Genomic DNA, 16,516 nt, shown 5'->3' with positions numbered 1-16,516 from the left:
TCTCCTCGGCTGGGTAGCTCAGTTGGTACGAGCGACCGCCTGAAAAGCGGTAGGTCGCCGGTTCGACCCCGGCCCCAGCCACAGCACAGACCCTGATCCTCGGATCGGGGTCTTGTTGTTTCCCCCACACCCGTGAGGCCGCGCCCGCGGCGGAGCCGCAATCGGACACAGCAAATCCCGTCAGGACCGCTGGAGTTCCACTTGCTGGATCTGGCGGTAGGTCGCCGGTTCGACCCCGGCCCCAGCCACCTGATCCCCGGATCGGGGTCTTGTTGTTTCCCCTCCCGGCCCGCCCCGGGCAAAAGCGTTCGCCAGTATTTTCTCCGGGATGAGATCCTGGGGAGCGTATGTCTACGCAGCCTGCCCCCGCCCTCGGGAACCTCGCTTCCCGCCTCGTCGAGTTGTCGTTGCGCGATGCGCAGCGGCTCGGGCGACGGATGGAGGGTGCGCGGAAGATCCGGAAACCGGAGGCGCGTGCCGCCGTCCTCGCCGAGATCGGGGAGGAGGTGGAGCGGTGTGCCGAGCGGATGGCCACAAGAGCTGGGCGCGTGCCCGCCGTCTCCTACCCCGAGCAGCTCCCCGTCAGCCAGAAGAAGGACGACATCGCGGCGGCCATCCGCGATCACCAGGTCGTCATCGTCGCGGGGGAGACGGGGTCCGGCAAGACCACCCAGATCCCCAAGATCTGCCTTGAGCTGGGGCGCGGCGTACGCGGCATGATCGGGCACACCCAGCCCCGCCGGATCGCCGCCCGGACCGTCGCGGAGCGCGTCGCCGAGGAGCTGCGTACGCCTCTCGGCGAGGCCGTCGGCTGGAAGGTGCGGTTCACCGACCAGGTCGACCCGGACGCGACGTTCGTGAAGCTGATGACGGACGGCATCCTGCTCGCGGAGATCCAGACGGACCGCGAGCTGCGCGCCTACGACACGATCATCATCGACGAGGCGCACGAGCGGTCCCTGAACATCGACTTCCTGCTCGGATACCTCGCGCAGCTCCTGCCGAGACGCCCCGACCTGAAGGTCGTCATCACATCCGCGACGATCGACCCGGAGCGCTTCTCCCGCCACTTCGGCGACGCCCCGATCGTCGAGGTGAGCGGCCGGACGTACCCGGTGGAGGTCCGCTACCGGCCCCTGCTCGAAGAGGACGCCGAGGACTCCGACCGCGACCAGATCACGGCGATCTGCGACGCGGTGGAGGAACTCCAGGGCGAGGGCTCCGGCGACATCCTCGTCTTCCTCTCCGGCGAGCGGGAGATCCGCGACACCGCCGACGCCCTCGAAAAAAAGAAGTACCGCTTCACCGAGGTACTCCCCCTCTACGCCCGCCTCTCCCACGCCGAACAGCACCGCGTCTTCCAGCCCCACACCGGCCGCAGGATCGTTCTGGCGACGAACGTCGCGGAGACCTCGCTGACGGTCCCCGGCATCAAGTACGTCATCGACCCGGGCTTCGCGAGGATCAGCCGCTACAGCCACCGTACGAAGGTGCAGCGGCTGCCGATCGAAGCGGTCAGCCAGGCGAGCGCGAACCAGCGCAAGGGCCGCTGCGGCCGGACCAGCGACGGCATCTGCATCCGCCTGTACAGCGAGGACGACTTCGTCACCCGCCCGGAGTTCACGGACGCGGAGATCCTGCGGACGAACCTCGCCTCGGTCATCCTCCAGATGACGGCGGCCGGTCTCGGCGACATCGAGAAGTTCCCGTTCATCGACCCGCCGGACCACCGCAACATCCGCGACGGCGTCCAACTCCTGCAAGAACTCAACGCGTTGGACCCGGCGCAGAAGGACCAGCGCAACCGGCTCACACAGACGGGCCGCAAGCTCGCACAGCTCCCCGTCGACCCCCGGCTCGCCCGCATGGTCCTGGAGGCCGACAAGAACGGCTGCGCCCGCGAGGTCATGGTGATAGCCGCCGCGCTGTCCATCCAGGACCCGCGCGAGCGCCCGTCGGACAAACAGGCGCAGGCGGACCAGCAGCACGCCCGCTTCAAGGACGAGACCAGCGACTTCCTCGCGTTCCTGAACCTGTGGCGGTACGTGCGGGAGCAGCAGCGCGAGCGGGGTTCCAGCTCGTTCCGCCGGATGTGCAAGCAGGAGTACCTGAACTTCCTGCGCATCCGCGAGTGGCAGGACATCTACACCCAACTCCGCACGGTGGCCAAGCAGATGGGCATCCATCTGAACGAGGAGGACGCCGACGCGGACCGCATCCACGTCTCGCTCCTCGCCGGTCTCCTCTCCCACGTCGGGATGAAGGACGTGAAGGAGACGAAGGACGCGACGGCCAACCCGCGCAAGGAGGGTGGCCGGAACGAGTATCTCGGCGCCCGCAACGCCAAGTTCGCGATCTTCCCGGGCTCCGCGCTGTTCAAGAAGCCCCCGAGGTTCGTGATGTCCGCCGAGCTGGTGGAGACCTCGCGCCTCTGGGCCCGCGTCAACGCGCGCATCGAGCCCGAGTGGGTCGAGCCGCTCGCCGAGCACCTCCTGAAGCGGACGTACTCCGAACCGCACTGGGAGAAGGACCAGGCGGCGGTGATGGCGTACGAGAAGGTCACGCTGTACGGCGTACCGATCGTCGCGCAGCGGAAGGTCAACTACGGCCGGGTGGACGCGGAGGTCAGCCGCGAGCTGTTCATCCGCAACGCGCTGGTCGAGGGGGACTGGCGTACGCACCACAAGTTCTTCGCGGACAACAGGAAGCTGTTGAGCGAGGTCGAGGAACTCGAACACCGCGCCCGGCGGCGGGACATCGTCGTCGACGACGACACGCTGTTCGACTTCTACGACCAGCGGGTGCCCGAACACGTCGTGTCCGGCGCCCACTTCGACTCCTGGTGGAAGCACAAGCGGCACGAGCAGCCCGAGTTCCTGGACTTCGAGCGGGAGATGCTCATCCGGGAGTCCGCGGAGGCGGTCACCAAGGCGGACTATCCCGACAGTTGGCGCCAGGGGCAGCTCAAGTTCCGTGTGACGTACCAGTTCGAGCCGGGGGCGGACGCGGACGGCGTGACCGTGCACGTCCCGCTCCAGGTGCTGAACCAGGTCACGGACGACGGCTTCGACTGGCAGATCCCGGGCCTGCGCGAGGAGTTGGTGACGGAGCTGATCCGTTCCCTGCCGAAGCCGATCCGGCGGAACTATGTGCCGGCGCCGAACTTCGCAAAGCGCTTCCTGGATGCGGTAGTTCCTCTTCAGGAGCCGCTGACGACCGCCATGGCGCGGGAGTTGAAGCGCATGGTCGGCGTCCCCTTCGACGCGGACGACTTCGACTGGGCCCGCGTCCCCGAGCACCTGCGCATCACGTTCCGCATCGTCGACGAGCGGCGGCGGAAGCTCGCCGAGGACAAGGACCTTGAGGCGCTGCGCCTCCAGCTCAAGCCGAAGGCACGGCAGGAGCTGTCCAAGGTCGCCGCGGCCACCGCCGAACGCGAGGGCGGTGAGTCCCTCGAACGCAAGGGCCTCACCGACTGGACGATCGGCTCCCTCAGCCGGGTCTTCGAGACCCGGCGCGCGGGGCAGCCCGTCAAGGCGTACCCGGCGCTGGTCGACGACGGGGACACCGTCTCCGTACGGCTCTTCGACACGGAGGCCGAGCAGCAGGCGGCGATGTGGAAGGGGACGCGGCGGCTGATCCTGCGCAACATTCCGGTCAACCCCGCAAAGTTCGCTTCCGAGAAGCTGACCAACGCGCAGAAGCTCGCGCTGTCGGCGAATCCGCACGGTTCCATCCAGGCGCTGTTCGACGACTGCGCGATGGCCGCCGCCGACAAGCTGATCGGGGACTTCGGGGGGCCGGCCTGGGACGAGTCGTCGTACCGGAAGCTGTACGACAAGGTGCGCGCGGAGATCGTCGACACGACCGTGCGGACGGTGGGGGCGGTGCAGCAGGTCCTCGCCGCCTGGCAGGCCGCCGAGCGGCGCCTCAAGGGCGTACGCAGTCCGGCGCTGCTCGCGAACCTCGCGGACGTGCGGGCGCAGCTCGACGCGCTCGTGCGGCCCGGGTTCGTCACGCAGGCCGGGATCCGGCGGCTCGGCGACCTGATGCGGTACCTGGTCGCGGTGGACCGCCGGCTCCAGCAGATGCCGACCAACGTCCAGCGGGACACCACCCGCATGGAGAAGGTCCACGAGATGCGGGACGAGTACGCCTGGCTCCTGGAGCAGCTCCCCAAGGGGCGTCCCGTGCCCACCTCGGTCCTGGACATCCGCTGGATGATCGAGGAGCTCCGGGTGAGCTACTTCGCGCACGCGCTGGGCACGGCGTACGCGATCTCCGACAAGCGGATCGTGAAGGCGATCGACGCGGAAGTTCCGTGACCGGTCACTGACGGAGGGTGAGTTCGACCTGGCCACTCACCCTCCTGTACAGTCCTTCTCGCAGCCAGGGAAACCCAAGCCCCAGCCGCACAACGCAAGGTCCTGTGGAGCAGTTTGGAGTGCTCGCCACCCTGTCAAGGTGGAGGCCGCGGGTTCAAATCCCGTCAGGACCGCATCATTAAGAGGCCCGTCATCCGTCAAGGATGGCGGGTCTTCTTCGTTCCCTCCCCAGATTCAGGGTGCGGCTCTGTGCCCCCTGTAGCCCGCCTCTGTCGCTCCCCGGTGAACTTCTGCCTGACCGTCAAGATCGTGCCCCCACAGGGCCGTTGAGGGGTTCTGTGGCGTACCGGTGAGAAGTGGAGGTGGGTCGGGGCGCGTGTGCGGGTAGGTATGGAGGTGCGGGGAAGTTCCTTAGGGGAAGCGGGGGTTGGGGGCAAGAGGGTGGGGGTGTGATGGGTGTCACCGGGATTGTTCGCCCGAGTGGGGTTCTTACCCGCCTCCTACAAGGGGTCAATTTAATATGTGCAATTGCACTGGTCCGAAAGGACGTGCGAAGCGCACAAAAAAATCGCGCTGGACTCGGCGGAGCCCAGCGCGATCGACGACACACCCGTGAGGGTCAGGGGGTCCTGTTGGGGCAGGGCCCGCGCCGTATGGAGCTGTGGTGCGGCAAAGCGGTCATGCGGTGAAACGGTTGGACATCACGGCTGATGGGGGGACCGCCGTGATGCCCGCTCAGTCGGCGGTCAGGCTTCGCTACGCTGCTGCGGAATGCCCGCAAGCAGTGCGCGAACCTCAGCCTCGCGATAGCGACGGTGTCCGCCGAGCGTACGGATGGACGTGAGCTTCCCGGCCTTCGCCCACCGCGTGACCGTCTTGGGGTCGACGCGGAACATGGTGGCGACCTCAGCCGGGGTCAGCAGCGGCTCAGCATCAGGGGTGCGAGCGGTCATGAGCGGCCTCCTCGGGAGAACCGAACCTTCTCGGTTCTTTCCTCTAAATTCTGCACCTTGACCCGCGTTGCCCGAAATGGGCGGACGAGGGTCGAGTCGGTTATAGGACGAACGGCTTGTCCTCGGCACTACAACTACACCATCTGTCCAGCCGCGTCGGCCAAACCGATGGAATTGCCCTCCCAGGTAGTCATCAGCCGCGGAAGCCGATGGACCATGCCATAGCGGACAGTCACACCACTGTGACGATCAGTCACGGCGGTGATCAGGAGTCACAAGACCCCCCAAAGCAGGTAATGCTGAGCCAGAACCTCCCCCGGGCTCCTTGTCCTATTTTGGCACGAGGAGCGGCAAGGGACGCAAGGGCCAGTTACGTGCGATCTGTCACGCTTGACACAAAAGCCCGGATCGGGACCAACGTCCCGTCAGTTTCCGAACCTCAGGACGAAGTACGGCAGACCGTACGCTGTTCGACAACGTTCGAGCCGTGACCTACGTCACTTTTGATGACGGATCAGTTACTTGCAACGTCTTGTTAACTCACTGGTCAGTTCGCTGACCTCAGATCCCGCACCGCACGCCACCGCTCGACGAGCCGCACATAAGCCGCCCCGGCGGCCTCCCCGTCACCGCGCCGCAGGGCCTCGATCCCCTCGGCGACGTCCGCCGCGGAGTGGTCGACCTCCAGGTCCCCGGCGGCCAGGACGTGCACGAGCCCGCCGTAGTCGACCTCGACGAGCGAGCGGGGGTGGAACTCCTCCAGCCAGCGCCCGACGTCCACCAGCCCGTCGATCAGCGGCCCTTCGTCGACCGCGTCCCGAAGCGCCCGCAGCCCCCGCGCGACCCGGCGCCTGGCCTGCACCATCGGCGTCCGGTAGCGCAGCGTCGGCGGCTCGTCGGCGGTGCCCTTGTCGTAGCGCCGCTCCTCGTCGGAGACCAGCAGGAACCAGTTCAGCGGCACCTGCCAGGTCGCCGTACGGATCCAGGGCCGCGCGTCCGGATTGCGCTCGCGCCAGCGCTCGTGGTCCTGGGCCGCCTGGCGCCGGACGACCTCCGGGACCGCCGCGTCGAGGACCGGCCCGGGGAGGTGCTCGTCGAGTGCGGCGAGGGCCTCCCAGCCGCGCAGCCGGGTCCGCCAGGGGCACACGCACAGCACACCGTCCGCCTCGACGACGAACGCGTCGGTGCTCTCGTGCACCGGCACCGCGACCGGCGGGGTGGGCAGCAGGTCGGCGAGCGAGCGGCGCAGTTCGTCCTGGTACGAGGGCCTGTGCGGGCGCCGGGCGTAGCGCGCCCAGTGCTCGCGCTCCGGCTCGGGGAAGGCGGCCAGGGGCTCGTACACGCGCAGATAGGCCGCGTACGGAACGGTCACCGAGGACACCTTGGGCACGCCTGCTCCCTCCCCAGCCGGCCGATCGGAAAACCTCCCGGAACCGGTCACGAATGAACCCGAAAGCCGTGCAAATCGTCGCACGTGCGTACTCCGCGCGGAGGTGATCCCCCGCACAGCGCATCCGGTGGCCGGAAAAGCTCTACGCTCGTGCCGACAGGCCCCGCCACCTGTACGGGGCCGAGCCCCCAACCGCCGCTAGTTACTTGGGAGTCACTACCGTGGCTGACGTATCCAACGGCGTCCTGCACACCCTGTTCCACTCCGACCAGGGTGGTCACGAGCAAGTCGTGCTCTGCCAGGACCGCAAGACCGGCCTGAAGGCCGTCATCGCACTGCACTCCACCGCGCTGGGCCCCGGGCTCGGCGGGACCCGGTTCTATCCGTACGCCTCCGAGGAGGCCGCCGTCGCCGACGCGCTGAACCTCGCGCGCGGGATGTCGTACAAGAACGCCATGGCCGGTCTCGACCACGGCGGCGGGAAGGCCGTGATCATCGGCGACCCGCAGCGCGACAAGACCGAGGAACTCCTGCTCGCCTACGGCCGGTTCGTGGCCTCGCTCGGCGGGCGGTACGTGACGGCGTGCGATGTCGGTACGTACGTCGCGGACATGGACGTCGTCGCGCGCGAGTGCCGTTGGACGACCGGGCGTTCACCCGAGAACGGCGGCGCCGGGGACTCCTCGATCCTCACGGCGTTCGGGGTCTACCAGGGGATGCGCGCCTCCGCCGAGCACCTGTGGGGCGACCCCTCCCTCGCCGGCCGCCGCGTCGGCATCGCCGGGGTCGGCAAGGTCGGCCACCACCTCGTCGGCCACCTCCTGGAGGAGGGCGCCGAGGTCGTGATCACGGACGTCCGCGCGGACGCCGTACGGCAGGTCCTCGACCGGCATCCCTCGGTGCGGGCCGTCGAGGACACCGAGGCGCTGATCCGCGTCGAGGGACTCGACGTGTACGCGCCCTGCGCGCTGGGCGGGGCGCTGGACGACGAGTCCGTGCCGGCGCTGACCGCGCGGATCGTCTGCGGCGCCGCCAACAACCAGCTCGCCCACCCCGGCGTCGAGAAGGATCTCGCCGACCGGGGGATCCTCTACGCGCCCGACTACGTCGTGAACGCGGGCGGGGTCATCCAGGTCGCCGACGAGCTGCACGGGTTCGACTTCGAGCGGTGCCGGGCGAAGGCGGCCGGCATCTACGACACGACGCTCGCCATATTTGCTCGCGCGAAGTCGGACGGGATTCCGCCGGCCGCGGCGGCCGACCGGATCGCCGAGCAGCGGATGCATGAGGGAGCCCTCGCGCGGGGGTGGTGACCGCCCCGTAGAGCTTGGTCGCGGTACCGCCGGGAGGAAAGTTGGAGAGAACTCTCACTCTTCCCGGCGGGTCGGCCGCCAATAAGTGGTTAAAATCGCCACTGACCAGCCACGACGGCATGTCGTACCGAGGCCGGGCGCACGCGCCAGCCACGGGCGACGTACCGTATGGGTTCGGGCTCAGGTACCGTGGGAGCCCTACGGACGGCCTCTCCACGGAGAGTCCGTTCTGGATCATGAACGCGTGTCAAGACTCTGGGGCCGTCGAGCCCCATCGTTGAGGGGGTCGAGCCATGGGGCGCGGCCGGGCCAAGGCCAAGCAAGCGAAGGTCGCCCGCCAGCTGAAGTACAACAGCGGCGGGACTGATCTCTCACGCCTGGCCGAAGAGCTGGGCGCATCGCCATCAAGTATTCCGCCGAACGCTGAGCCGTTCGAGGACGACGACGATGATGATGGGCAGGATGACCCGTACGCACAGTACGCGGAGCTGTACGGGGACGATGACGACGACGATGAGTCGCCGCCGTCCCAACACCAACATCGCCGCGGCGCGTAGGCCTCCGGCGGTTTGGCCGCACCCGACCCGGTCCGGGGATCATCGGACCGGGTTTTGTGCTGCCGTTTTGGGCCGTCTTTCGGGTGCGGGTCAGCTGTGGCTGGTCGCGCAGTTCCCCGCGCCCCTAAAAGACTTCAGCTCGCGTAGTTGCCTACCAGCTCCGCGCCTGTCGTGTGCGTGCCACGTGCCTCGATTTCGCCTGCCACCCAGGCCTCCACTCCCCTGTCCTCCAGGGTCGTCAGGGCCGTGTCTGTGAACTCCTCCGGGACGATGGCGATCATGCCTACGCCCATGTTGAGGGTCTTTTCCAGTTCCAGGCGTTCTACCTTGCCCGTCTTGCCTACCAGGTCGAAGATCGGGGCCGGGGTCCACGTCGAGCGGTCCACCACCGCGTGGAGGGTGTCCGGGATTACTCGGGCCAGGTTGGCTGCCAGGCCGCCGCCTGTGATGTGGGAGTAGGCGTGGACGTCCGTGGTGCGGGTCAGGGCCAGGCAGTCCAGGGAGTAGATCTTGGTGGGCTCCAGGAGTTCTTCTCCGAGGGTGCGGCCGAGTTCTTCCACCCTTGTCTCCAGCGCCAGGTTCGCCTGGTCCAGGAGGACGTGGCGGACCAGGGAGTAGCCGTTGGAGTGGAGGCCGGACGCGGCCATCGCGATGACCGTGTCGCCCTCGCGGATGCGCTCCGCGCCGAGGAGGCGGTCGGCCTCCACGACGCCGGTGCCCGCGCCGGCGACGTCGAAGTCGTCCGGCCCCAGGAGCCCGGGGTGTTCGGCCGTCTCGCCGCCGACCAGGGCGCAGCCGGCCAGGACGCAGCCCTCCGCGATGCCCTTGACGATCGCGGCGACACGCTCGGGGTGGACCTTGCCGACGCAGATGTAGTCGGTCATGAAGAGGGGCTCGGCGCCGCAGACCACGATGTCGTCCATGACCATCGCGACCAGGTCGTGGCCGATCGTGTCGTACACGCCGAGGCGGCGGGCGATGTCGACCTTCGTGCCGACGCCGTCCGTGGCGGAGGCGAGGAGGGGACGGTCGTACCCCTTGAGGGCGGAGGCGTCGAAGAGGCCGGCGAAGCCGCCGAGGCCGCCGAGGACCTCGGGGCGCTGCGTCTTCTTCACCCACTCCTTCATGAGTTCGACGGCGCGGTCGCCCGCCTCGATGTCGACGCCGGCCGCGGCGTAGCTGGCACCGGTGCTCTCAGACATGGTGTGACTTTCGTTTCGTACTGCGGAGGCTTTGGACCGGCCTGCTTACGGACGACGGATCGCGTCGACGGCAGCCGGGGCGGCCGTGCCTGCCGCCAGCTCGGTCTCCAGGAGCTGCTTGCCGAGCAGCTCGGGGTCCGGGAGCTCCATCGGGTACTCGCCGTCGAAGCAGGCGCGGCAGAGGTTCGGCTTGGCGATGGTGGTCGCCTCGATCATGCCGTCGATGGAGATGTACGCCAGGGAGTCGGCGCCGAGCGACGTACCGATCTCGTCGACCGTCATGCCGTTGGCGATGAGCTCGGCGCGGGTCGCGAAGTCGATGCCGAAGAAGCAGGGCCACTTGACCGGCGGGGAGGAGATCCGGATGTGGACCTCGGCGGCGCCGGCCTCGCGGAGCATGCGGACCAGGGCGCGCTGGGTGTTGCCGCGGACGATCGAGTCGTCCACGACGACCAGGCGCTTGCCCTTGATGACGTCCTTCAGCGGGTTCAGCTTGAGCCGGATGCCGAGCTGGCGGATGGTCTGCGAGGGCTGGATGAAGGTCCGGCCGACGTACGCGTTCTTGACCAGGCCGTTGCCGAAGGGGATGCCGGACGCCTCCGCGTACCCGATCGCGGCGGGGGTGCCGGACTCCGGAGTCGCTATGACGAGATCGGCCTCGGCGGGGGCCTCCTTCGCCAGTTTCCGGCCCATCTCGACGCGGGACGCGTAGACGTTCCGGCCGGCGATCTCGGTGTCGGGGCGGGCGAGGTAGACGTACTCGAAGACGCAGCCCTTGGGCTTCGCATCCGCGAATCGGGAGGTGCGCAGGCCGTTCTCGTCGATGGCGATGAACTCGCCGGGCTCGATCTCGCGGACGAAGCTCGCGCCGCAGATGTCGAGCGCGGCGGACTCCGAGGCGACGACCCAGCCGCGCTCCAGGCGGCCGAGGACCAGCGGGCGGATGCCCTGCGGGTCGCGGGCCGCGTAGAGGGTGTGCTGGTCCATGAACGTCAGCGAGAAGGCGCCGCGGACCTTCGGGAGCACCGCGTGGGCGGCCTCCTCGATGGTCAGGGGGGTGCCGTCCTCGTCGCGCTGGGCGGCCAGCAGGGCCGTCAGCAGGTCCGTGTCGTTCGTCGCCGCGACGCGGGGCGTACGGCCGCCCTCCTGCTTGGGCAGGTCCGCGACCATCTCCGCGAGCTGCGCGGTGTTGACGAGGTTGCCGTTGTGGCCGAGCGCGATCGAGCCGTGCGCGGTGGCGCGGAACGTCGGCTGGGCGTTCTCCCAGGTGGAGGCGCCTGTCGTCGAGTAGCGGGCGTGACCGACCGCGATATGGCCCTGGAGCGAGCCGAGGGATGTCTCGTCGAAGACCTGGGAAACGAGCCCCATGTCCTTGAAGACGAGGATCTGGGAGCCGTTGCTGACCGCGATTCCCGCGGATTCCTGGCCTCGATGCTGGAGGGCGTAGAGCCCGAAGTAAGTGAGCTTGGCGACCTCTTCGCCGGGAGCCCAGACCCCGAAGACGCCGCAGGCGTCCTGAGGACCCTTCTCACCGGGGAGCAGATCATGACTGAGTCGACCGTCACCACGTGGCACGGCTCCGAGTGTAGGCGAGGCCGAGCGCTGGTCCGAATTGGGGATACCGGTCAGTAGCCGGTTACTTCCGCGTTTCCGCAGGTCAGCGCGGTTCGGTCGGGTTCAGGGGGTCCGGTTTGCCGTACTGGTGAGTGAGGTGTCGCACATCATTCGGGACTTTGTGGCTTATGACATCAGGGGGAGGTAGGGGGTGAGGTCGGCTCGGTCGCCGCTGGCGGTGAGGGTGGCTTGGTCCAGGGCGTCTTCCCAGGTCAGGCGGCCTGTCGCGAGTCTTATCCAGGTCAGGGGGTCCGTCTCCACGACGTTCGGTGGGGTGCCTCTGGTGTGCCTCGGGCCTTCCACGCACTGGACCACCGCGAACGGGGGGACCCTGACCTCCGTGGACCCGCCGGGCGCCTTTTCCGCGAGGGCGTCGGTGAGGAGGCGGGTGGCCATGGCCAGCGCCTGCCTGTCGTACGGGATGTCCTGGCTCCCGAGGGCCTGGTTCAGGTCGTCCGTGTGGACGATCAGCTCGACGGTACGGGTGACCAGGTACTCGGCGAGCGGCATCGCGCCGGCGTTCGTCTGTACGAGGCGGGTGGCGGGGTGGGTGTCCAACTGCTCGGCGAGGGCCGCGGCTGTCGCGGCGAGGTCGGTGGGCTGCTGGGCCAGCTTCCGCGTGAACGCGTCGATCGCGGCGGCGTTCCCTGCCGTCGCGAAGGGCCAGTCCAGGAGGGTGGCGTCCTGTTTGCGGGGTTCCGGGAGGTCCAGGGCTCGGCCGACGGCGGTGACCGCCATGCCGATGTGCGCGAGCAGCTCTCGTACGGTCCAGTCGCCCAGTCTTGTGGGGCGCGCGAGGTCGGTTTCCGTGAGGGTGCGGGTGGTGGTGTCTAGGTTTGATAGTTGGGCTAGGACTGCGGTGCGGGTTTTGGTGGGGGGGTAGGTGCGGGGGCGGGATTTGGCGGGGGGCATGGGCGGGAGCTTATTGGGCGGGGGGTGCTTGGTGGCTTCCTTTTTGGCGAGGGGGTGGGGTGGAGGCGGGTGGGGTGACGGCAGAGGTCGGGATGGCGGTGGGGGCCGAGGTGGAGGCGGGAATCGGGGTGACGGCGGGCGCCGAGGCGGGGCGGAGTTCCGGGTGGAGGCGAGCGCCGAGGCGGAGGTGGAGTTCAGGGTGACGGCAGAGGTCGGGATGGCGGTGGGGGCCGAGGTGGAGGCGGGAATCGGGGTGACGGCGAGCGCCGAGGCGGGGCGGAGTTCCGGGTGGAGGCGGGTGCCGAGGCGGAGGCAGGAATCGGGATGGCGGCGGGCGCCGAAGCCAGGGGCGCAGTTCATGACGGCAGGGGGCATCGAGGTGGCGACGAGGTTCGGGGTGACGGCGAGGGGTGAGGCGGAGGCGGAGTTCGGGGTGGCGGTGGGGGTCACCAGTCCGTGAAGTCCAGGAGGCGGGTGCAGTGGGGGTCGTTCGTGGGGGTTCGTCTGAGGGGGTCGTCCAGGAGGGGGTGGAGGGCTGCTAGGAGGGCGGTTGTTGCGCCGGTGGGGCGTATGTCCGCCGCCGTGACCTCTGTGCCGTCCTCCTTTCTGTCCACGTACAGGCGGAGGCGGTCGGGGGAGGTTAGGAGGAAGCCTCGGAGGCGGGGGTTGGGGCGGGGGGTGTCGGTGGAGGGGTGTGTGAGGGCGTACAGGGCTACGTACGCTCTGTCGTCGCGAGCGGGGGGTTCGGGGGTGAGGTTCCAGGGGTCCACCTGGGTCAGGGGCATGCCCAGGGTCTCGCCGGTGCTGGGAGGGACTGCGGCTCCGGGGGTGTGCAGCGACCTGAGCGCGTCCCAGGCTCTCCAGGGGGTCAGCCCTTCCAGGCCCTCCGGGTCGATGAGCGGCATCTCCCAGACGGCCAGGTGTTTCGGGGCGTACTTGTGCCGGGGGCCCGTGACGATGCGGATCGCGTCCGTGGGGGTGGGGAGTACGCCTCGGATGTGGTGGCCGTCTGGGAGGGGGGTGTGGAAGTGGGTGACCAGGACTCGGGTGATGTCGGACTGGGATTCCGCTGTGTGTTCGTGTGGACGCACGGGTCAGTCGGACGTGTCTCCGGCGAAGACCTCGTCCATCGTGGTGGCGGTGATCGCGCGGTCGAACCAGCGGTACAGGGCGGCGAGGTTGGTGCAGGAGGAGATCAGGTCTCGGTCGGAGTCGGGGATCTCCACGCCGCGGCGGTCCAGCAGAAACAGGAGACCATGGACGCCGGCCTCCACGAGGCCCTCCTTGCGGCCTTGCTCGCGGCCCTCCTCGCGGATGCCTTCCGACAGGGGGGAGACGAAAGACGAAGTATCGATGACCACTGAGTCCCTTCATCTGTGGCCTGAACAGCGGTGACGTGCAGGGATCAGTCCGTGTGAACCTCGGCGAAGACCTCGTCCGCCGTGGTCGCCGTCATGACCCGGTCGAGCCAGCAGTCCAGGAGAGTCAGGTCGGTGCAGGACGCGATGCGCTCGCGGTCAGCCTCGGAAAGGGGGACGCCGCGGCTGTCCAGCAGACGAAGGATGACCTCTGCCTTTCCCTGTGCCCGGCCTTCCGCCCGGCCCTCTGCCCGGCCTTCTTCTCGGCCTTCTTCTCGGCCTTCTTCTCGGATTCCCTCCGACAGAGGGGAGACGAAGAATGAGGTGTCGATGGCCACTAGTTCCCTCCAGAGTTCGGCGTACGGGCCCTTGCCCAGGCCCTGGGCGGTGAGTTCGACGAAGTGGTCTGCCGCTTCCTCGTCGCGTTCCTGTAGGTCCCGCAAGGCGGATGAGAGTGCTTTCAGTATGGCTTGGATCTCCGGGTCACGGTGGTGGAGAATCGCGGACAGGACCGTCATCGGGATGTCCCGCGCCGCCTGCTCGCGGGTCGTGAAGACCGGGATGTTGTCCGGGCCCAGGACGATGGGGCGCAGGGTGAGCGGGCTCCACCCCTTGAGGCCGATGTCGAAAGGGCCCGTGGCCCACTCCGCGGTGGTGCGGTCCTCGCAGACGACCACCAGGACCGGCGGAATCCGGTACTTGGAGTAGAGGTAGCTGAGGTAATAGGCCCAGCTCGCCGGTTTGTCGGCGTCCTGCTTGCGCTGAGCCTCGATCGCCAGGAGGTAGCTCTCACTGTCGGCGGTCTCGATACGCAGCAGACTGTCCACCCGCCGCTCCAGCGGATGGCTCTCGGTGAGGTCGGTCGGCATCTCCTCGCTGGTGACGACATCGGCGAACGGGATGCCGTTCGCCCTGGCGGCCCGGACGAACACGCCGGGGTCCTGCTGGATGATCCGGTGCATTGCTTCATGCGGTGAACTGACCACGGCGTCCTTCATCGGTTACTCACTGTGAACGCCGTGATCGTAGGGCCGCCCTCCCGCGCAACGTCCGCCAACCGGGTGATGATCACCCGTTCGAGTGAGGCTCAGGCGTGCTGAAAGGTCACTTCCGGGTTCGCCGGGGTGGGGCCGTCGAGGAGGGGCTGGGGGACGGTGCGTAGGTGGAGGTCGAAGAAGGCGGTCAGGTAGGTGCGGGTGATGTCGCCGGAGCGGGGGCCCGGGAGAGGGAACTCGGGGTCTGTGATGCCGAGTTGGGCGGCGAGGACGGGGAGGTCGGTGAAGCTGAAGTGGCCCGCGTCCTTGACCGTCAGCCAGCGTTTCCAGCCGTCGAGTCGTTGCCAGGCGAGGTCCCAGGTCACGTTGCCGGGGACGTGCGGGGACTCGGCGCCGAGCATCAGGAAGGGACGAGCGCCGAGGCCGGACGGGGGTACGGCACTGAAGAAACCGCCGTCCAGGTTCGCGCCGGCGCGGAAGCGGAGGTCGGCGGCCATCGCGGGGACGGCGGTCGCACCACCGATGGAGTGACCGGCGACGCCGATACGGCGGGGGTCGATCATCGCGGCGTACGGGCCGTGAGCCGCCGTCAGTTCGTCCGTCACGAAGGACAGGTCCCGGGCCCGGCCCTCCGCGACCGCCGCCATCCCCGTCTCCTTGGACTTCTCGCACGCCACACACGGCAGCAGCCGCCCGCCGGGGAAGGTCGTCGCGACGGACTCGTACGCGTGGTCGACCGCAGCAACTACGTACCCCCGGCTCGCCAGTTCCTCCGAGAGGAGGGTCAACGTCGTGCGCGGCAGGGTGAATCCCGGGGAGAGGAGGACCAACGGGAAGCGGCCGGGGGACGGTTGGGCGTGCTCGGTCGTGTTCGTGCGGGTCGCGCTGAGTGTTTCGGCGGGTACGAGGCTGTCGTATCCCCGGTCTTTCAGGAGCCGTTCGGCTTCCGGTGTGGTCATGTACGGCGCCCGGGTGCCCGTTCCCCGCCGGGCGGGGTAGTACAGCGACACCATCAGCTCCCGCACGCCCGCCTCCGGCACCCACGGGTCCTGGCGGGTGGGGTCGACCAGGTGGAGGGTGTCGCGGCCGATCGCGTACGGGCCTGTGGGGGACGGGAGTTGGAGTTGGGTGGACGGGGGTGTGGTGAACGCCGTTGCGGATAAGGCGAGGAGGAGCAGGAGGGTGTGGAGGAGGCGGGTGGTGGTTCTGGTCATGGGGGGACGCTAGGGGGTTGGGGGGAGGGCGGGAATGGAGGTGGCCGGGGGTGTGGGGGTGGGGTCTGCTGGGGGGCAAGTCCTTGCAACCGGGCGGGAATTGGCTCCGCCGGTCGGACAATGGGCCCGGAGAGGGGGCGAGTTGATGGGTGCGGAGGTCTGGGGGGAGTGTCTGCGGCTGGGGCGGTGCCTTCTGCCACTGGTGGATGTGGAGCGGTGGCGGACGGAGAGTCGGTGGGAGGCCTTCCGGGCGAAGGGGATCGGCGTGGAGTGGGGGGAGTACGTGTTCGGGGTGTTCGCCGGGATGGTTTTTCACGCGGTGTTGCGGGACGCCGTCGCGAAGGGTGCGCCCTGTTCCGTCGAGACCCTCGACGCGGTGTCCCTGCGGACCGTCTCCGACGCGGTGAACGACCGCCCCGACTGGATGTTCCTCGCGGGCGTGCCGACCGCCTTCACGGACGAGGCCGAGGAGAAGGCGGTCCTCACGATCCGGCTGTGCATCCACTCCGGCGCCGGGCCGTCGCTCCAACTCTTCGCCCTGGCCCAGCACGTGCCACGCGCGCTGCACACGATCACAACACGTACGTCGGCCCCCGACCCGACCTGCGCGGACCTGCGCCGATGGGCCGACGCCGGTCTCAGCGGGTGAGGCTGGGATACGCGACGAGGTCCCGCCCGGAAAC

General features: G+C 68.7%; 14 protein-coding genes and 2 tRNA genes. 7 read left to right on the top strand and 9 right to left on the bottom strand.

Annotation, left to right across the window (positions count from 1 at the left end; translation table 11 throughout):
* Positions 1-7 precede the first annotated feature (7 nt).
* The 3 genes from J8M50_RS04310 (at position 8) to J8M50_RS04300 (ending at position 4,498) form a co-directional block, all read left to right on the top strand.
* Positions 8-81, top strand: a tRNA-Phe gene (locus tag J8M50_RS04310).
* Positions 82-347: 266 nt separating this feature from the next.
* Positions 348-4,325 (top strand): ATP-dependent RNA helicase HrpA, encoded by a 3,978-nt coding sequence (gene hrpA / locus J8M50_RS04305; RefSeq protein WP_010352082.1) that lies wholly within the window; start codon positions 348-350, stop codon positions 4,323-4,325.
* A gap of 98 nt (positions 4,326-4,423) precedes the next feature.
* Positions 4,424-4,498 (top strand) — tRNA-Asp (locus J8M50_RS04300).
* 573 nt (positions 4,499-5,071) lie between these two features.
* Here J8M50_RS04300 and bldC read toward each other — a convergent pair.
* Together bldC and J8M50_RS04290 are read right to left on the bottom strand one after the other, a co-directional pair.
* On the bottom strand, positions 5,072-5,278 hold the full coding sequence (bldC, locus tag J8M50_RS04295; protein WP_003949541.1) for a developmental transcriptional regulator BldC: 207 nt from the start codon (positions 5,276-5,278) through the stop codon (positions 5,072-5,074).
* 547 nt (positions 5,279-5,825) lie between these two features.
* Positions 5,826-6,668 (bottom strand): DUF8083 family protein, encoded by an 843-nt coding sequence (locus tag J8M50_RS04290; RefSeq protein WP_010352089.1) that lies wholly within the window; start codon positions 6,666-6,668, stop codon positions 5,826-5,828.
* 221 nt (positions 6,669-6,889) lie between these two features.
* Here J8M50_RS04290 and J8M50_RS04285 point away from each other — a divergent pair, with 221 nt between their 5' ends.
* Both J8M50_RS04285 and J8M50_RS04280 read left to right on the top strand, forming a co-directional pair.
* On the top strand, positions 6,890-7,981 hold the full coding sequence (locus J8M50_RS04285) for a Leu/Phe/Val dehydrogenase (RefSeq protein WP_010352090.1): 1,092 nt from the start codon (positions 6,890-6,892) through the stop codon (positions 7,979-7,981).
* A gap of 293 nt (positions 7,982-8,274) precedes the next feature.
* Positions 8,275-8,538, top strand: a complete 264-nt coding sequence (locus J8M50_RS04280; RefSeq protein ID WP_050372848.1) for a DUF3073 domain-containing protein — start codon at positions 8,275-8,277, stop codon at positions 8,536-8,538.
* 134 nt (positions 8,539-8,672) lie between these two features.
* On the opposite strand, the gene purM is transcribed toward J8M50_RS04280, so the two are convergent.
* From purM to J8M50_RS04265, 3 genes are all read right to left on the bottom strand, one after another.
* Positions 8,673-9,740 carry a phosphoribosylformylglycinamidine cyclo-ligase gene (purM, locus tag J8M50_RS04275; RefSeq protein WP_010352091.1) on the bottom strand — a complete coding sequence of 356 codons (1,068 nt, stop codon included), beginning with the start codon at positions 9,738-9,740 and terminating at the stop codon, positions 8,673-8,675.
* 45 nt (positions 9,741-9,785) lie between these two features.
* Entirely contained in the window at positions 9,786-11,315 is a 1,530-nt protein-coding gene (gene purF, locus J8M50_RS04270; RefSeq protein ID WP_010352092.1) for an amidophosphoribosyltransferase, read from the bottom strand.
* 165 nt (positions 11,316-11,480) lie between these two features.
* Positions 11,481-12,266: a maleylpyruvate isomerase family mycothiol-dependent enzyme gene (locus J8M50_RS04265; protein WP_029183627.1), complete on the bottom strand. Its 786-nt coding sequence runs from the start codon at positions 12,264-12,266 to the stop codon at positions 11,481-11,483.
* A gap of 163 nt (positions 12,267-12,429) precedes the next feature.
* Here J8M50_RS04265 and J8M50_RS04260 point away from each other — a divergent pair, with 163 nt between their 5' ends.
* Positions 12,430-12,726 carry a hypothetical protein gene (locus tag J8M50_RS04260; RefSeq protein WP_010352094.1) on the top strand — a complete coding sequence of 99 codons (297 nt, stop codon included), beginning with the start codon at positions 12,430-12,432 and terminating at the stop codon, positions 12,724-12,726.
* Here J8M50_RS04260 and J8M50_RS04255 read toward each other — a convergent pair.
* From J8M50_RS04255 to J8M50_RS04240, 4 genes are all read right to left on the bottom strand, one after another.
* Positions 12,713-13,357, bottom strand: a complete 645-nt coding sequence (locus J8M50_RS04255) for a hypothetical protein (RefSeq protein ID WP_010352095.1) — start codon at positions 13,355-13,357, stop codon at positions 12,713-12,715. The genes J8M50_RS04260 and J8M50_RS04255 overlap by 14 nt on opposite strands.
* A gap of 3 nt (positions 13,358-13,360) precedes the next feature.
* Positions 13,361-13,627, bottom strand: a complete 267-nt coding sequence (locus J8M50_RS04250; RefSeq protein WP_010352096.1) for a hypothetical protein — start codon at positions 13,625-13,627, stop codon at positions 13,361-13,363.
* 44 nt (positions 13,628-13,671) lie between these two features.
* Entirely contained in the window at positions 13,672-14,622 is a 951-nt protein-coding gene (locus J8M50_RS04245) for a hypothetical protein (RefSeq protein ID WP_158002779.1), read from the bottom strand.
* Positions 14,623-14,711: 89 nt separating this feature from the next.
* Complete coding sequence (locus J8M50_RS04240) at positions 14,712-15,833, bottom strand: alpha/beta hydrolase family protein (protein ID WP_010352098.1); 1,122 nt, start codon at positions 15,831-15,833, stop codon at positions 14,712-14,714.
* 145 nt (positions 15,834-15,978) lie between these two features.
* Here J8M50_RS04240 and J8M50_RS04235 point away from each other — a divergent pair, with 145 nt between their 5' ends.
* Positions 15,979-16,482, top strand: a complete 504-nt coding sequence (locus J8M50_RS04235; RefSeq protein WP_010352099.1) for a hypothetical protein — start codon at positions 15,979-15,981, stop codon at positions 16,480-16,482.
* Positions 16,483-16,516: the final 34 nt, after the last annotated feature.

It is taken from the genome of Streptomyces acidiscabies (assembly GCF_020010905.1).
Lineage (GTDB): Bacteria > Actinomycetota > Actinomycetes > Streptomycetales > Streptomycetaceae > Streptomyces > Streptomyces acidiscabies.
This window is presented reverse-complemented; position numbering and strand designations above follow the sequence as displayed.